Annotated in this window: 16 protein-coding genes and 1 tRNA gene; 11 read left to right on the top strand and 6 right to left on the bottom strand. The window is 61.1% G+C overall.

Annotated elements, in window-relative coordinates; translation table 11 throughout:
- Window positions 1-75: 75 nt before the first annotated feature.
- The 6 genes from AB4Z13_RS31010 to AB4Z13_RS30985 all read left to right on the top strand — a co-directional run bounded on the left by AB4Z13_RS31010 (window position 76) and on the right by AB4Z13_RS30985 (window position 5947).
- The gene (locus tag AB4Z13_RS31010) at window positions 76-1671 is read left to right on the top strand and encodes an ABC transporter substrate-binding protein (RefSeq protein ID WP_113324865.1); all 1596 of its coding nucleotides are present in this window, start codon (window positions 76-78) and stop codon (window positions 1669-1671) included.
- Window positions 1672-1759: 88 nt separating this feature from the next.
- The gene (locus tag AB4Z13_RS31005; protein ID WP_113324864.1) at window positions 1760-2764 is read left to right on the top strand and encodes an ABC transporter permease subunit; all 1005 of its coding nucleotides are present in this window, start codon (window positions 1760-1762) and stop codon (window positions 2762-2764) included.
- Between the two features lie 9 nt (window positions 2765-2773).
- On the top strand, window positions 2774-3664 hold the full coding sequence (locus AB4Z13_RS31000; protein WP_113324863.1) for an ABC transporter permease subunit: 891 nt from the start codon (window positions 2774-2776) through the stop codon (window positions 3662-3664).
- A gap of 1 nt (window position 3665) precedes the next feature.
- Window positions 3666-4517: an ABC transporter ATP-binding protein gene (locus tag AB4Z13_RS30995; RefSeq protein ID WP_113324862.1), complete on the top strand. Its 852-nt coding sequence runs from the start codon at window positions 3666-3668 to the stop codon at window positions 4515-4517.
- Complete coding sequence (locus tag AB4Z13_RS30990) at window positions 4517-5356, top strand: dipeptide ABC transporter ATP-binding protein (RefSeq protein ID WP_439014132.1); 840 nt, start codon at window positions 4517-4519, stop codon at window positions 5354-5356. The genes AB4Z13_RS30995 and AB4Z13_RS30990 overlap by 1 nt, the downstream gene beginning before the upstream one ends.
- Window positions 5357-5401: 45 nt before the next feature.
- Window positions 5402-5947, top strand: a complete 546-nt coding sequence (locus AB4Z13_RS30985; protein ID WP_439014133.1) for a gluconokinase — start codon at window positions 5402-5404, stop codon at window positions 5945-5947.
- 251 nt (window positions 5948-6198) lie between these two features.
- Here the strand turns inward: AB4Z13_RS30985 and AB4Z13_RS30980 are convergent, their stop codons facing one another.
- The 3 genes from AB4Z13_RS30980 to AB4Z13_RS30970 form a co-directional block, all read right to left on the bottom strand.
- Entirely contained in the window at window positions 6199-7446 is a 1248-nt protein-coding gene (locus AB4Z13_RS30980; RefSeq protein ID WP_439014134.1) for an NAD(P)/FAD-dependent oxidoreductase, read from the bottom strand.
- 76 nt (window positions 7447-7522) lie between these two features.
- Window positions 7523-8026: an isoprenylcysteine carboxyl methyltransferase family protein gene (locus AB4Z13_RS30975; RefSeq protein ID WP_439014135.1), complete on the bottom strand. Its 504-nt coding sequence runs from the start codon at window positions 8024-8026 to the stop codon at window positions 7523-7525.
- Window positions 8023-9075: a type III polyketide synthase gene (locus AB4Z13_RS30970; RefSeq protein ID WP_439014136.1), complete on the bottom strand. Its 1053-nt coding sequence runs from the start codon at window positions 9073-9075 to the stop codon at window positions 8023-8025. The genes AB4Z13_RS30975 and AB4Z13_RS30970 overlap by 4 nt, the downstream gene beginning before the upstream one ends.
- A 173-nt stretch (window positions 9076-9248) precedes the next feature.
- Here AB4Z13_RS30970 and AB4Z13_RS30965 point away from each other — a divergent pair, with 173 nt between their 5' ends.
- From AB4Z13_RS30965 to AB4Z13_RS30955, 3 genes are all read left to right on the top strand, one after another.
- Window positions 9249-9785 carry a tetratricopeptide repeat protein gene (locus tag AB4Z13_RS30965; RefSeq protein ID WP_439014137.1) on the top strand — a complete coding sequence of 179 codons (537 nt, stop codon included), beginning with the start codon at window positions 9249-9251 and terminating at the stop codon, window positions 9783-9785.
- A gap of 111 nt (window positions 9786-9896) precedes the next feature.
- A complete protein-coding gene (locus tag AB4Z13_RS30960; RefSeq protein ID WP_439014138.1) occupies window positions 9897-10502 on the top strand; it encodes an RNA polymerase sigma factor in 606 nt (201 codons plus the stop codon).
- Window positions 10499-11293, top strand: a complete 795-nt coding sequence (locus AB4Z13_RS30955) for an anti-sigma factor family protein (RefSeq protein WP_439014139.1) — start codon at window positions 10499-10501, stop codon at window positions 11291-11293. The genes AB4Z13_RS30960 and AB4Z13_RS30955 overlap by 4 nt, the downstream gene beginning before the upstream one ends.
- Window positions 11294-11323: 30 nt before the next feature.
- Here the strand turns inward: AB4Z13_RS30955 and AB4Z13_RS30950 are convergent, their stop codons facing one another.
- From AB4Z13_RS30950 to AB4Z13_RS30940, 3 genes are all read right to left on the bottom strand, one after another.
- Entirely contained in the window at window positions 11324-11974 is a 651-nt protein-coding gene (locus AB4Z13_RS30950) for a hypothetical protein (protein WP_439014140.1), read from the bottom strand.
- A gap of 242 nt (window positions 11975-12216) precedes the next feature.
- On the bottom strand, window positions 12217-12759 hold the full coding sequence (locus tag AB4Z13_RS30945; RefSeq protein WP_439014141.1) for a hypothetical protein: 543 nt from the start codon (window positions 12757-12759) through the stop codon (window positions 12217-12219).
- Between the two features lie 129 nt (window positions 12760-12888).
- Window positions 12889-12962 (bottom strand) — tRNA-Gln (locus AB4Z13_RS30940).
- A gap of 246 nt (window positions 12963-13208) precedes the next feature.
- Here AB4Z13_RS30940 and AB4Z13_RS30935 point away from each other — a divergent pair.
- Both AB4Z13_RS30935 and AB4Z13_RS30930 read left to right on the top strand, forming a co-directional pair.
- Window positions 13209-14762: a Ppx/GppA phosphatase family protein gene (locus AB4Z13_RS30935; RefSeq protein ID WP_439014142.1), complete on the top strand. Its 1554-nt coding sequence runs from the start codon at window positions 13209-13211 to the stop codon at window positions 14760-14762.
- A 2-nt stretch (window positions 14763-14764) separates the two neighbouring features.
- Window positions 14765-15484, top strand: coding sequence for an RlmE family RNA methyltransferase (locus tag AB4Z13_RS30930; protein WP_113324850.1), 720 nt, complete (start codon window positions 14765-14767; stop codon window positions 15482-15484).
- The last annotated feature ends 8 nt before the right edge of the window (window positions 15485-15492 follow it).

Here is a 15492-nt window from a genome sequence, read left to right as displayed (position 1 = left end):
CATCGGCCCGCTGATCGGGGTAATGAGCGCCCGATCTCTAAAGATCAAAAAAGAACAAACCTGGGAAACGATATCATGAAAAAGTTCTCTGTCCTGCTCGCAGCGACAGCCCTGGCTTCGGTCATGGCCACCGCCGCGTATTCCAAGACGCTTGTCTATTGCGCCGAAGGATCGCCGGAAGGCTTCGATCCGAGCCTCTACACGTCAGGCACGACCTTCGACGCGTCTTCACGTACGGTCTACAGCCGCCTCGTTGAATTCAAGCATGGCGGTACGGAGATCGAGCCGGGTGTTGCCGACAGCTGGACGGTTTCCCCCGATGGCAAGGAATATACCTTCAAGCTGCATCCCGGCGTGAAGTTCCAGACCACCGATTTCTTCACCCCCTCGCGTGATCTCACCGCCGACGACGTGGTTTTCTCGTTCGAGCGCCAGATCAAGTCGGACAATCCGTGGAACAAGTATGTCGAAGGCGGTTCTTACGAATATGCCGCCGGCATGGGCTTCCCTGACCTCATCAAGTCGGTCGAGAAGGTTGACGATCTGACCGTCAAGTTCACGCTGAACCATCCGGAAGCTCCGTTCCTGGCCGACCTCGCGATGGACTTCGCATCCGTCGTTTCCAAGGAATATGCCGACAAGCTCGCCGCTGACGGCAAGATGGCCCAGCTGAACCAGCAGCCGCTCGGCACCGGCCCGTACACCTTCGTTGCCTATCAGACGGATGCCGTCATCCGCTACAAGGCCAACGAAACCTACTTCAAGGGCAAGGAAAAGATCGACGATCTCGTCTTCGCGATCACCCCGGACGCCGCTGTCCGCGCCCAGAAGCTGAAGGCCGGCGAGTGCCACCTCGTCCCGTATCCGAATGCTGCTGACGTTGCCGAGCTCAAGAAGGATCCGAACCTCACGGTCATGGAACAGGCTGGCCTGAACGTCGGCTTCCTCGCCTACAACACCCAGCAGGCTCCGTTCGACAAGCCGGAAGTCCGCCGCGCGCTGAACATGGCGATCAACAAGCAGGCGATCATCGACGCCGTCTTCCAGGGCGCTGCCCAGGTTGCCAAGAACCCGATCCCGCCGACAATGTGGTCCTATAACGACAAGATCCAGGACGACAAGTACGATCCGGAAGGCGCCAAGAAGGCTCTCGCAGCCGCTGGCGTCAAGGATCTGTCGATGAAGATCTGGGCAATGCCGGTTTCGCGTCCGTACATGTTGAACGCTCGCCGCGCCGCCGAACTGATGCAGGCAGACTTTGCCAAGGTCGGCGTCAAGGTCGAGATCGTCACCCATGAATGGGCCGAATACCTGAAGCTCTCCTCCGACGTGAAGCGCGATGGCGCTGTCATCATCGGCTGGACCGGCGACAACGGCGACCCGGACAACTTCATGGACACGCTGCTCGGCTGCGACGCTGTGGGCGGCAACAACCGCGCTCAGTGGTGCAACAAGGACTATGACGCTCTGATGACGAAGGCCAAGGAAACGGCTGACGTTGCTGCCCGCACGAAGTTCTACGAAGAAGCACAGGAAATCTTCAAGAAGGAAGCTCCCTGGGCTCCGCTCGACCACTCGCTGGTCTTCGTCCCGGTCAGCAAGAAGGTATCGGGCTTCCATATGGATCCGCTCGGCATCCACCGCTTCGACGGCGTTGATATCGCCGAATAAGAAAAATGATAAACTGCCCGGCTGAAACCGGGCTCGACCGGCGGTCAGGTCTCCACCTGACCGCCGGAAACTATTGGACAACCTTGCTATGTTGCGATTTCTCATCGGGCGCCTCGCAGTCCTGATACCGACCTTCCTCGGCGTTTCGCTCATTGCCTTCTCGTTCATCCGCCTGCTTCCTGGCGATCCCGTCATGCTGTTGTCGGGCGAACGAACCATGGCACCCGAACGTCACGCCCAGATCATGCACGATCTCGGTTTCGACCGGCCCATGTACGTGCAATACTTCGATTATCTCGGAAAAGTGCTGCACGGCGATCTCGGTACCTCGATCGTTACCAAACGTGCGGTTCTCGGCGAATTCTTTACGCTCTTCCCGGCAACGCTTGAGCTTTCGCTCTGCGCCATCCTGGTGGCAATCCTTCTCGGCGTGCCGGCCGGCGTCTTCGCGGCCGTCAAGCGCGGAACATGGTTCGATCAGAGCGTGATGGGCGTTGCCCTTATCGGCTATTCGATGCCGATCTTCTGGTGGGGCCTGCTGCTCATCATCTTCTTCTCCGGCTATCTCGGCTGGACGCCTGTCTCCGGCCGCATCTCGCTGATGTATTTCTTCAAACCTGTCACCGGCTTCATGCTGATCGACAGTTTGCTCTCCGGCCAGAAGGGCGCCTTCGCCTCGGCCGTCAGCTATCTCATTCTGCCGACCGTGGTGCTTGCCACCATTCCGCTTGCGGTTATCGCCCGCCAGACCCGCTCGGCGATGCTCGAAGTGCTGGGCGAGGATTACGTGCGCACGGCCCGCTCCAAGGGTCTGGCGCCGCTGCGTGTCGTCGGTATTCATGCGCTCAGAAACGCTATGATCCCGGTCATCACCACGATCGGCCTGCAGGTCGGCGTACTGCTCGCAGGCGCCATTCTTACCGAAACGATCTTCTCCTGGCCGGGCATCGGCAAGTGGATGGTCGATGCTGTCTTCAAGCGCGACTATGCAGTCGTCCAGGGCGGTCTTCTCTTGATCGCCGGCATCATCATGCTGGTGAACCTGATCGTCGACCTGACCTACGGCTTCATCAATCCGCGTATCAGGCACTAGGAGCGGTCCATGAGCACGGTTACTGCAAAATCCGACCAGCCCTCCGCCCTTACGGAATTCTGGTACTATTTCTCGCGAAACAAGGGCGCCGTCATCGGTCTCTTCGTTTTCCTCGTCATCCTTCTGATGGCGATCTTCGCACCGCTCGTCTCGCCGCATGCGCCGACCGAGCAGAACCGCCAGCTTCTCCTGTCTGTCCCCTTCTGGATGGATGGCGGCAGCTTCTCCTATCCGCTCGGAACCGATGCCGTCGGTCGCGATATCCTTTCACGCCTGATTTTCGGCGCACGGTTCTCGCTGTTCATCGGTGTCGTGGTCGTCACGCTGTCGGTGCTTGCGGGCGTCTTGATCGGCCTCGTTGCCGGTTATTTCCGCGGCCGCGTCGATATCGTCATCATGCGCCTCATGGATATCATCCTGGCTTTCCCGTCACTGCTTCTGGCCCTCGTGCTCGTCGCGGTGCTGGGTCCCGGCCTGCTCAATGCCATGATCGCGATCTCGATCGTCAACCAGCCGCATTTCGTGCGCCTGACACGCGCCGCCGTGATGGGCGAGCGTGAAAAGGAATATGTGGTGGCCTCCCGCGTCGCCGGTGCCGGCACCTTCCGGCTGATGTTCAAGACGATCCTGCCGAATTGCCTCGGACCGCTGATCGTCCAGGCAACGCTTGCCTTCTCCGCCGCGATCCTTGATGCAGCCGCCCTCGGCTTCCTCGGAATGGGCGCTCAGCCGCCGACACCTGAATGGGGCACGATGCTTGCCGAATCCCGCGAGTTCATATCGCGCGCCTGGTGGGTTGTTACATTTCCGGGTCTTGCGATTCTCATCACCGTTCTCGCTATCAACCTGATGGGCGACGGCCTGCGTGATGCGCTCGACCCCAAGATGAAGAGGTCCTGAGATGGCGCTTCTCGAAATTGAAAATCTCGTCGTCGAATTCCAGACGTCGACCGGTCCTTTCCGCGCCGTCGACGGCGTCTCGCTGAAGGTCGACGCGGGTGAGATTCTGGCGATCGTCGGCGAATCCGGCTCCGGCAAGTCGGTATCGATGCTCGCTGCCATGGGCCTTCTGCCTTGGACGGCAAAGGTGACGGCCGACAAGATGGTTTTTGACGGCCAGAACCTGCTCGGCATGTCCGGCGCCAAGCGGCGCGAAATCATCGGCAAGGATATGTCGATGATCTTCCAGGAGCCGATCGCGAGCCTCAATCCCTGCTTCACCGTGGGCTTCCAGATCGAAGAGGTGCTGAGAATTCACCTCGGTCTCGACAAGGCGGCGCGGCGCAAGCGCGCAATCGAGCTTTTCCAGGCGGTCGGCATTCCAGATCCCGCCGAGCGGCTTGGCCATTTCCCGCATCAGATGTCGGGCGGCCAGTGCCAGCGCGTCATGATTGCCATCGCGATTGCCTGCAATCCGAAGCTCCTGATCGCCGATGAGCCGACCACGGCACTCGACGTGACCATCCAGAAGCAGATCCTCGATCTTCTGATGCGCCTGCAGACGGAGCATCGTATGGGTCTGATCATGATCACCCACAATATGGGCGTGGTTGCCGAGACGGCAGACCGGGTGATCGTCCAGTACAAGGGCCGCAAGATGGAAGAGGCCGACGTGCTCTCGCTCTTCGAAGCGCCGAAGAGCGATTACACGCGCGCACTGCTCGCCGCCCTTCCTGATAATGCGACCGGCGACCGGCTGCCGACCATCGGCGAACTTTTCAATCCGAACAAGACTGTGGAGGGAGCGGCCTGATGACGCCAGTTCTCGAAGGAAAGAACATCGTCCGCGACTATTACCTACCGGGCGGCATGTTCAAGAAGGCGCGAACGGTCCATGCTGTCAAGGGCGTGAGCTTCAGCGTGGAGCAAGGCAAGACGCTGGCGATCGTCGGCGAAAGCGGCTGCGGCAAGTCGACGCTCGCCCGCATCGTGACGATGATCGACCCGGCCACGTCGGGCGAACTCTTCATCGACGGCAAGAAGGTCGATATCTTCCAGGGCGATCTGACGCCGGAAATCCGCCGGAAGGTCCAGATCGTCTTCCAGAATCCTTACGGATCGCTGAACCCGCGCAAGAAGATCGGCGACATCCTGATGGAGCCGCTGATCATTAACACCAATACGCCGGCTTCCGAGCGGCGCGACCTGGCGATGGCGATGCTGAAGAAGGTCGGACTGCAGGACGTCCACTTCAACCGCTATCCGCACATGTTCTCGGGCGGCCAGCGCCAGCGTATCGCCATTGCCCGCGCGCTGATGCTGAACCCGCGGCTCCTGGTTCTCGATGAACCGGTCTCCGCACTCGATCTGTCGGTGCAGGCGCAGGTGCTCAACCTTCTCGCCGACCTGCAGGACGAGTTGAACCTGACCTATGTCTTCATCAGCCACGACCTCTCGGTTGTTCGCTATATGGCAGACGAGGTTATGGTGATGTATTTCGGGGAGGCAGTCGAATACGGCACGCGGGAGCAGGTTTTCAGCGATCCGCAGCACAACTATACCAAGACCCTGTTTGCGGCGACCCCGCGGGCGGATGTCGATACGATCAAGGCACGTCTTGCACGCAAGGCCGCTGCCGTCTCTGCGGCGTAGTAAGGCCGCAGATATCTCACACTGCAACGATGACCGAGATGAGCGATGACCGAGAATAACGGAACTCTCCATGCAATCATCGTCATGGGCGTCAGCGGTTCCGGTAAATCTTCGATCGGCGAAAAGATAGCGGCAGGCCTTGGCCTGCCGTTTGTCGAAGGCGATGCGCTGCATCCCGCTGCCAATGTCGAGAAAATGTCGAAGGGCATTCCGCTCTCCGACGAGGACCGGATGCCCTGGCTCGACCGGATCGGCAAGGAGATGAAGGCGTCGCTTACCAAGGGCAAGGGCATCATCGTCTCCTGCTCGGCGCTGAAGCGCAGCTACCGCGACCGCCTGCGAGCCGCTGCTGGCGGCAACCTCTATTTCGTCTATCTCGAAGGTTCGAAAGAACTGCTGACCGAGCGCATGGGTCACCGCAAGGGCCATTTCATGCCGACCTCGCTCCTGGAAAGCCAGCTGCAGACGCTGGAAGTGCCGACCGGCGAGCCCGGTGTCGTCACCGTCGATATCGACGACACAATCGACGATATCGCGGCAGAAGCCCTGAAGGCTCTCGCCGCTCTCGGTGTTAGAGCCTTTCCTGGCTAGATTGCAGCATTTTGTTGGCTCAAACGGAGTCGGATGGTCGACCGGCCGGCGCGCGTCGTAGCCCAGATCTACGGCCAAGCCGGCCGGTCGATCAGCCGGCCCGTTTCAGCCAACCCGAAGGGCCGGGCATCTTTCCGCCAGGATCAAAGGCGATCGGCTCGGACGTACCTGGAGGTATGCCCTTCGCCAATCGCCGTTGCCCTTACGAAAACCTGCTCCGGCAGAATGCTGCAATCTAGCCAGGAAAGGCTCTAAGGGTTGAAGCGGCTGGGCGAATAAGCCGAAATATCGATGAATGGCGCTTCGCCGGTCATCAGTTCCGCAAGCACTCGTCCGGTCACCGGCCCGAGCGTCAGCCCGTGATGGGCATGGCCGAAGGCAAACCACAGGCCCTGATGCCGCGGCGCCTTGCCTATGATCGGCATCATGTCGGGCGTGCAGGGTCGCGCGCCCATCCACGGTTCCGGATCCAATCTCTCACCCAGCGGGAATATCGTGCGCGCCACGGCTTCGGCCCGGTCGAGCTGCACCGGCGTCTTCGGCGCATCGAGCGTTGCGAATTCCGCCCCCGTTGTCAGGCGCACGCCCTTGTTCATCGGCGCCAGGAAATAGCCGCGCTCGGAATCGAGAGTCCAGTTGTTGAGCACAGCATTGCCCTGCACGCCGTAATGCATGTGGTAGCCGCGCTTGACGCCGAGCGGAAAGGAATAGCCGAGGCGGCGCGTCGCGACCGCCGCCCAGGGGCCGAGTGCCAGCACGACATCATCGGCCTCCAGCGACCCCTCCGACGTCATGATCTTCCAGCCCGATCCGGCCGGCCCGAGCGACGCCGCATCGCCGGTCACGAACCGCCCACCGAGGCTTTCGAAATAGCTGCGATAGGCACGCGTCAATGCATGCGGATCGAGAACCGACCAGGGATCGACCCAGCGCAGGCCACCGACGAAATCCCCGGTAATATTAGGCTCCAATCGAGCGATATCGGCCGAATTCAGGCTCTCGTAGCTGACACCGAACTGATCCTTCCAGAGGGCAGCTTCCACAAAGGCTTCATCACGCTTGGCCTCGGTGCGGAAGATCTTCATCCAGCCATCCCTGCGGATCAGCGCTTCGGCATGTGATGCCTCGATCAGGTCCTTGTGCTCGGTGATCGAATTCTCGATCAGCGGCGCATAGGCCTTGGTGATCATCTCGTGCCGCTTCGGATTGGAGTTCCACCAGTAGCGGGCGAGGAAGGCGAGCTGGCTCGGCAGCGCCTTCAGGTGATAATGCGCATCGATGCGATTGTTCAGCGCATAGCGCAGCAGCAGGCCGAGCTGCTGGGGAAAACCGTAGGGCATGACGCCTTCGCGCTGGATCAGGCCGGCATTGCCGAAGGAGGTTTCGTTACCCGGCTCCTTGCGGTCGATGAGTGTCACTTGCCAGCCGCGGCGTTGAAGATGAATGGCCGTCGAAACCCCGACGATACCGGCGCCGAGCACGATTGCGTTTTTCGTCATTTTCCCCTGCATTCCGCTATATTTTAGGCCCTAAAATGCCCATCTCAATGCTGCGGCGCAAACGAAAAATCGCATTTCATTTCAAAATCATTGCGCTTTTGAGTGCGGCATTTTCGGCCCTGATGCGAACAGTCAGGACGGCGGCATTGAGGAGCGAAAAGACGAGCGCATAAAGCGGCATGCCGAAGGCAAGCGGCAGGGCGGCGATCTCACCGATGACGATCATGTAGTTCGGATGTTTGAAGAAGCGGTAGGGGCCGCCCTCGACGAGCGGCGCACCGGGCAGGATGATGATACGCGTCGTCCAGCGCTCCCCAAGTGTGGTCAGCACCCACAGTCGCAGCACCTGCAGCAGCATGAAAAGACCAAACCAGAAGAGCTGGACCGGCTGTCCCGTCGCCAGCATCCATAGCCCGACGAGCCAGCCCGTATGGAGCGCCACCATGTAGGGGTAATGATCGGGCGCGATCTCGCGCGCTCCCCTTGCGAAGAGCGCCGTCGTATTGCGGCGCGCGATAACCAGTTCCGAAAGCCGCTGGGCGGTCACGAAGGTCAGCAATGCGATGGAAGGCCACATCATGCAACCCTCCGCAAGGTCACGCAGCTTGCCGTAAAGCCCGGCCCCATGGCGATCATCGCCGCCCGGTCCGGCAGACCTCTGCTGATAGCGCGCTCCAGAACGAAGAGCACTGTCGGCGAGGACATATTGCCGTAATCTGCAAGCACCGACCGCTCGATGTCGAGCGTATCCGGCACCATGGAAAGCGTGCTCTCCATTGCCGCCAGCACCTTCGTACCGCCGGGATGACAGATGAAACGGTCGATATCATCGCGCTTGAGCCCGCTGCGCGCCAAGATGCCGTCGATCGCCGGGCCGAGCTCCTTTTCCGCAAAGGGCGGCAGCGATTGCGCCAGCAGGATGCCGAGCCCGGTATCGTCGATCTTCCAGCCCATGATGTCGAGCGTATCGGGAAACAGGTGATCGCCCGCCGATTCCACTTCCGCCATACCGCCTTCGCCTGATCGTAGCACGCAGGCTGCAGCCCCGTCACCGAAGAGGGCGGTGGCGATGATGTTCGGTTTCGTCAGCTCATCCAGACGGAAGGCCAGCGTGCAGAGCTCTATGGCGACGAAGAGCACCACGGCACCCGGGCGGCTGCGCGCCAGCCGCGAAGCGATGCCAAAGCCGGAAACGCCGGCAGCGCAGCCAAGCCCAAAGACGGGTACACGCTCGATATCCGCGCGAAAGCCAAGCCGGCCGGCGAGCCGCGCATCGAGGCTCGGCGTGGTGATTCCGGTGGAGGAAACCGTTACCACGCAATCGACCTGATCGGCTGTCAGCCCTGCCTGACCAAGCGCGCGCGTTGCCGTCGCGACGAACAGCGAACCGGCGACCTCCTCATAGGCCTCCATCCTGTCTTGCCAGCCATGCGTCTCTTCAAACCAGGAGAGGGGACGGGCGGCGTGCCGCTTTCCGATACCGGCATTGTCAAACACGCGCGCGAGGTGGCGGAATTCCTTGAAGCGATCCGCAAAGAGGCGCGCGGAGGCCTCGGCGGCTTGGCTCTGGGTGATGATATGGTCAGGCACTGCGGTGGCGAGACTTAAAAGTCTGACGGATTGAGTCACGGTATGCTCCTTGTCGTTCCCGGCGGAACGAGCGGAAAACACGCGGGCGCGAAGGTTTATTCAGTACGCTACTCTTCACGAAGCAGTGATCGAAAAAACGCGAAAGCCGGCCGAATAAACCTGCCAACAGCGGTGTTCACTCCTCGCAACGTCATTTTTCGAGGAGTTATCCCATGACGACCAAGACTGTTCGCATCGCTTCTCTCGTGCTCGGCAGCTGCATTGCCGCATCTGTCCTTTCCGGTCCCGTCTTCGCCATTGGCGACGATAGCAGCACCATGCCGGTCTGCAAGAAGGGCGAGATCTATGACAAGAAGGCAAAGAAGTGCGTCAAACAGCAGAGCGCCAACGTGACGGACGAAAACCGTACCGATTACGCCTACTCGCTCGCCAAGGCCGGCCGCTATGAAGAAGCGCTCGCCATGCTCGACACCGTCAAGGATCAGAACAATGCCGAATGGCTGAACTATCGCGGTTACGCCACGCGCAAGCTCGGCCGCACGGATGAGGGTATCTCCTACTATCTGCAGTCGGTGAAGCTCGATCCACAATATGCCAAGGTCCGCGAATATCTCGGCGAAGCCTATGTCATCAAGGGCCAGCTCGATCTCGCCAAGGAGCAGCTGACCACCATCAAGGCGATCTGCGGCACCGGCTGCGAGGAATATCAGGACCTCAACGCCGCCATCCTCGATCCGTCGAAGATCTAAAGCAATTCCAGCAAAAGTGTGCAGCGGTTTTGCGTCCGGAATTGCGCGAAACAAAGCTGTACACTTGCGTGAGGCAGAAGAGAGATAAGGTTGATTGAAGGGTATTTCCGGATGTCGGTCGCGCACACCACATTTCCTGCCTATAGTCGCGCCAGAACGGAATCGCCGGCCCGGCCGGCGATTCCGAAACAGCCAATACGCGCGGAGGCGACCATCGCGAGCGAAGCGGATATCAGGAGCGGCCTGACGGAACATCTCGCCCGTCTGTGGCGCTATGGCCTCGTTCTTTCGCATCAGCGTGATGTGGCCGATGATCTCGTGCAGGCGACCTGCGTTCGCGCGCTGGAACGGGCCGATCAGTTTGTCGCAGGCACGCGGCTCGACCGCTGGCTGTTTTCGATCCTGCATTCGATCTGGCTGAATGAGATCCGTGCCCGCCGCGTCCGCCAGGGGCAGGGATTCGTCGATGCCGACGAGACGCTGAGTTTCGATGGCGCCCATGACACCGAAACGCATGTCATGGCGAACCAGGTTTTGAAACAGGTGAATGCGCTGCCCGACGCGCAGCGATCGGCGGTTTTCCTCGCCTATGTGGAAGGGCTTTCCTATCGCGAGGTCGCCGCCATACTTGATGTTCCGATCGGCACCGTGATGAGTCGGCTGGCAGCCGCCCGCGCGAAGCTCTCCGAAACCGTATCGGCAGGGGGAGTTGAATGAGCACGAAGCACATAATGCCCTCCAACGAGGAATTGACCGCCTTCATCGATGGTGAGCTTGGGCCCGAAGAGGCTGCCCGCATCGAGGCTATGGTCGAGGCCGACCAGGCTGTCGCCGAACGGCTGGAATTCCTGGCGCGTGCAGGCCTGCCTTACAAGCAAGCCTTTGCGCCGTTGCTCGATGCCGCTCCGCGGGCAAAGCTCGAAGCCATGCTGTCGGCCATTCCCGCCGCCCGGCCTGCAAGACCGGCTGCCTTCATGAGCCGTCGAGGCTTTCTCGGCGCGCTTGCTGCTTCGGTGGTTGCCGGCATCGCCGTCGACCGCGCCGTGATCGGTCTCGGCACGGGGCTCTCGGGCAAGGACGAAAACAGCGAATGGCGCGCCGTCGTTGCCGAATATATCTCGCTCTACACGCCGGAGACGCTCGCCGGTCCCGTCCCGCCCAGAGATGTGCAGGCAGCGCAGCTCGCCAGTCTGGACGGCGACCTCCGCCTCCAGCTCTCGCCAGAGCAAGTCGCCCTGCCGGATATCGATTTCAAGCGCGCCCAGATCCTGCAATATGATGGCAAGCCGCTCGCCCAGATCGCCTATCTGGATCCCGAAACCGGCCCCATGGCGCTCTGCATCGTCGCCTCCGGTGGCGGCCCCAAGGCCCCCGATATCGAAGGCCGCAAGGGCATGAATGTCGTCTATTGGGCGAACGCCACCCACGCCTTCATGCTCATCGGCCACGCCCCGGTCGACCGCATGACTGAGATCGCCGATGCGGTACGGAGCAAGATTTCCGTCTGACTGTAACTAACGATACTGGGCCGTAATCCATCAGTTCACCGCGCTCGCAAGCCGAAGATTTGCCTGTGATACGCCGCCATCTGTTGCCGGCGGCCGGGCGTTGACCTCGATGAAACCAGATGTTTTAGACTTCAGGGCCGGCCGTGGCGCCTTGATGGGCAACGGCGCGCCTGCCGCCTTGCCGGGCGAGCAATTCCCTGACGTGCTGCTCTCGACTTGCGGCCTGCCGTCAGCGCTGCTGAAGTAACGGACGCTGCGGGTGCAGACGCCGTTGCCGGACATGGTCGAAACCATCGAATAGCCCTGCACGGCGGCCGGCAGCCTGTTGAGGCCGACATCAGTCGGATTTCCCGGCGATGCCTGCATCATGCTGTCGGCCTGTTGCATCATCGCAGCAGCCTCACGGTCCATCGCCGCGGATATCAGGTCCAGATCGGCAAAGGGAGCGGAAGGCCAGAACGGATCGAAAAGGCCGGAATCCGGCTGACTGTCGAACCGGATTTGCGGCGGTCGGTCGCCGGCGTAACGAATGCGCTCGAGCGAACCATCCGGCAGTCGCACGACAAGCACATGGGTATCTGCTGATTTGTGGGCGACGGTCTGAGCCTCCGCTGGGCTGACAAGCTCGACGGCGGCGATTGCCACGGCGCTCATGAGAAATGCGATACGAAGCCTTTGCACAATGGCCTCCTGAACGGGAAGAACACCAATCCAATTGCCCGCGCGAATGAAGTGCAGCTGGCACGACTAGGATGATCATTGCGGCGCAGGCCAAATTTGTGGCGCAGCGCTGCGGCGTGGCGACGCAGAAAGCGGGAGCCGAAAGCATGTCGCGCAAAAGTATTCAGCGGTTTTGCGATCACGACATGCGTAAAATGAGGAGGTTAAGCGCTGCGAGCGAATCGGAAGGATCGCAACACGCGCTAGAACGGCTGAGTCTTGTCCGAAACCTGGCTGGCCTGATTGGCGGGGACGAGCCGGTTCAAGCAATTGACGTAGGTCGTATACATCTGTTGCAGCCGCGACAGCGGCACCACCCAAGGCTCTTCATTTCCGGCAAAATCCAGTTCCATATCCGGCGTGCCGATAAAGGAATTCTTGAGCATCTTCTTGATCTGCGCGACGCCCGTCTTCTCAGAGGCCGGCAGGATGCGAAGCGTCTTGCTGTCGAAGGCCTCGGCCGGAACAGCCTTGGTGCCGGAATACCCGACAAGCGTTACCTTGGTCGTGGTGCCCTCGGGAATATCCCAGCCATCCTTCGAAACGAGCCACATGACGCTGTCGAGGCTCTGGCGGAATTCGACCGTTTTTCCGAGCTCATTATTCCACACCAGCCGGCAATAGGACGGCTTCTCACCGACGAACCCAACCGACCACTGCCGCGCATCGCCCATCCATTCTGTGTCGCTCCGGGCCGCGGCCGGAATGAGGAGTGCTGCCAGCAATATCGCAGAAAAGGTCTTCATGGCTCGAACCGTCTCCAAGTCGTGGGGGTGATTCTAGCGGCGGAAGGTTGAGGTTTTGCTACTGCGGTTGCGCGAAAACGGGCGCAGAAGACTCTCAATTCAAGACAGTGGAATTTAGGAGGAGAAATTTGGCTGGGGAACCTGGACTCGAACCAAGATTAACGGAGTCAGAGTCCGTCGTTCTACCATTGAACTATTCCCCAGCAGGCGCTGCCGAAGCGTGGCTTGGCTGCTGTGCGGCGCTTATAACCAAAACCGGGCGGATTGCAAATACCCGTTTTGAAAAAATTCGATCCCTCCACGCGGCGTGAAAATCGGGTGGCTAAAATCTGGAATCAAAAAGAATTTGGTGATTTCGTCGGTCGCTGATATCTTCGCGCCAACGCAAAAATCGAATGAGCGCCTGCTGCATACCTTTCTGGACTTGCGCGGCGCGATGGAAAACGAACGTGGAAGACCCCGAAGGCGGCGCAAGGCCGCAATTTGACGGGGCGTCGGCGGTAGGGCGCAAGGACGGCAAGAAGTCCAGGCGTCGCAAGGGCAAGCGTGGCGGGCAATCCCGCGGCGCCGCTCATCCCGCTTCGCATGATCTCTCCGGCCATGCCGGGGAGGCAGCGCGCCCGAAGGAAGACACGGAAAGCCCGGCCCGCAAGCGGAAACGCCGCCGTCGTGGTGGGCGTGGCGCATCTCAGCCCGATACGGTCGTCCAGTCATTGCCTGTGGTTCAGGCCGTCGCTCAAAGCCATGGCCCGCGCCCCAATGGTGATTCGCCCTCCAGCCGACGTAACCGACGCAAGCATCGCAGCAAGCGGGGTCTGCAAGGCAGGCCGCTGGCTCCTGTGCAAGCGCCGCCGTCCGCAAGGCCCGAACATCGCGCTGAAGCGCAGTCGCGCCCTGTGCTGCGCGAGGTGCAGGATGCCGAATCGGCAAATCGCAGGAGCCGTCAGCCAGGTCATGAAGACGAACGGGCAGGGGGCGAACATCCCTGGCCGGACGAACTCTATGCCGCGCTCGATCTCGGCACCAACAATTGCCGCCTGCTGATCGCCCAGCCCACACGCCCCGGCCAGTTCCGCGTCGTCGATGCCTTTTCCCGTATCGTGCGCCTCGGCGAAGGGCTTGCCGCTAGCGGCAGGTTGTCCGACGAGGCGATGGAGAGGGCGGTCGATGCGCTCAGAATCTGCGCCTCCAAGCTCCGGAACCGCGAGATCCGCCGCATGCGGCTGATTGCGACCGAGGCCTGCCGTCAGGCGGCCAATGGCGAGGAATTCCTGCAGCGGGTCGTGCTTGAGACCGGGCTGGAGCTCGAAATCATCGATCGGGAAACCGAGGCACGGCTTGCCGTTTCCGGTTGCTCCTCGCTGGTCGGGCGCGAGGCGCGCTCCGTCGTGCTCTTCGACATCGGCGGCGGGTCCTCGGAAATTGCCGTCATCCGCATCGGTGATAACCGCTTCGCCCGCCTTGCCAATCACATCACCCACTGGACCTCGCTGCCCGTCGGCGTCGTCACCCTCTCGGAGCGCCATGGCGGCCGCGATGTGACGCCTGATGTTTTCGAGGGCATGGTGAGCGAGGTTGCGGGCATGCTGTCGAGTTTCGATTGCCCGGAGATCGAGATTGCCGAGGATGGCGATTTCCATCTGATCGGCACCTCGGGCACGGTGACGACGCTTGCCGGCGTGCATCTCGACTTGCCGCGTTATGACCGCCGCAAGGTCGATGGCATATGGCTGTCCGATGACGAAGTCTCCGCCATGCAGGCAAAGCTACTTTCCTGGAATTTCGAAAGCCGCGCTGCCAATCCCTGCATCGGGCCGGATCGCGCCGATCTGGTGTTGGCCGGCTGCGCCATTCTGGAGGCGATCCGCCGCCGCTGGCCGAGCCCGCGCATGCGTGTTGCCGATCGTGGCTTGAGGGAAGGCCTGCTCACCGACATGATGGCCGATGACGGCGTCTGGCGGCGTCATCGCAACCGCCGCGGCCAGCGGGGAAACAAGGGGTAGGCATGACCAAACCAACGATTGCGGGAAACCGCACCGGCCGCAAGCTCGGCCAGCGCGTCAAGAAAAAGAAGATGAAGGCCTCTTCGCGCCAGTGGCTGGAGCGCCATATCAACGATCCCTATGTGCAGCGTGCCCAGCTCGAGGGCTATCGAGCCCGCGCGGCTTTCAAGCTGCTGGAGATCGATGAGAAGCACCACATCCTGAAGGGCGCTAGGCGCATCATTGACCTCGGGGCCGCTCCCGGAAGCTGGTCACAGATCGCCGCGAAGGTGACGGGGTCGACGGACGAGGATGTCCGCGTTGCAGCAATCGACTTTCTGGAAATGACGCAGCTACCCGGCGTCACGGTACTGCAGCTCGATTTTCTTGATCCCACAGCCCCGGAAAAGCTGATGGAGGCCGTCGGCGGCACGCCGGACCTGGTGCTCTCGGACATGGCGGCACCGACGACCGGTCATCACCGCACCGATCACCTGCGCACCATGCACCTTTGTGAGGTCGCAGCCCACTTCGCGATCGAAGTGCTGGGCGAGGGTGGGCACTTCCTCGCCAAGACCTTCCAGGGCGGCACCGAGCGGGATCTGCTTGCCATGCTGAAGCAGCATTTCCGTCAGGTTGTGCACGTCAAACCCGCCTCATCGCGCGCCGAATCGGTGGAGATGTTCCTGCTGGCGAAGGGTTTCAAAGGCCGCAAGGTCGAGGCGGAGCCAGAGGACGCTTGATCTTTGCG

This window comes from Rhizobium sp. YAF28, from assembly GCF_052113285.1.
GTDB lineage: Bacteria > Pseudomonadota > Alphaproteobacteria > Rhizobiales > Rhizobiaceae > Rhizobium.
This window is presented reverse-complemented; position numbering and strand designations above follow the sequence as displayed.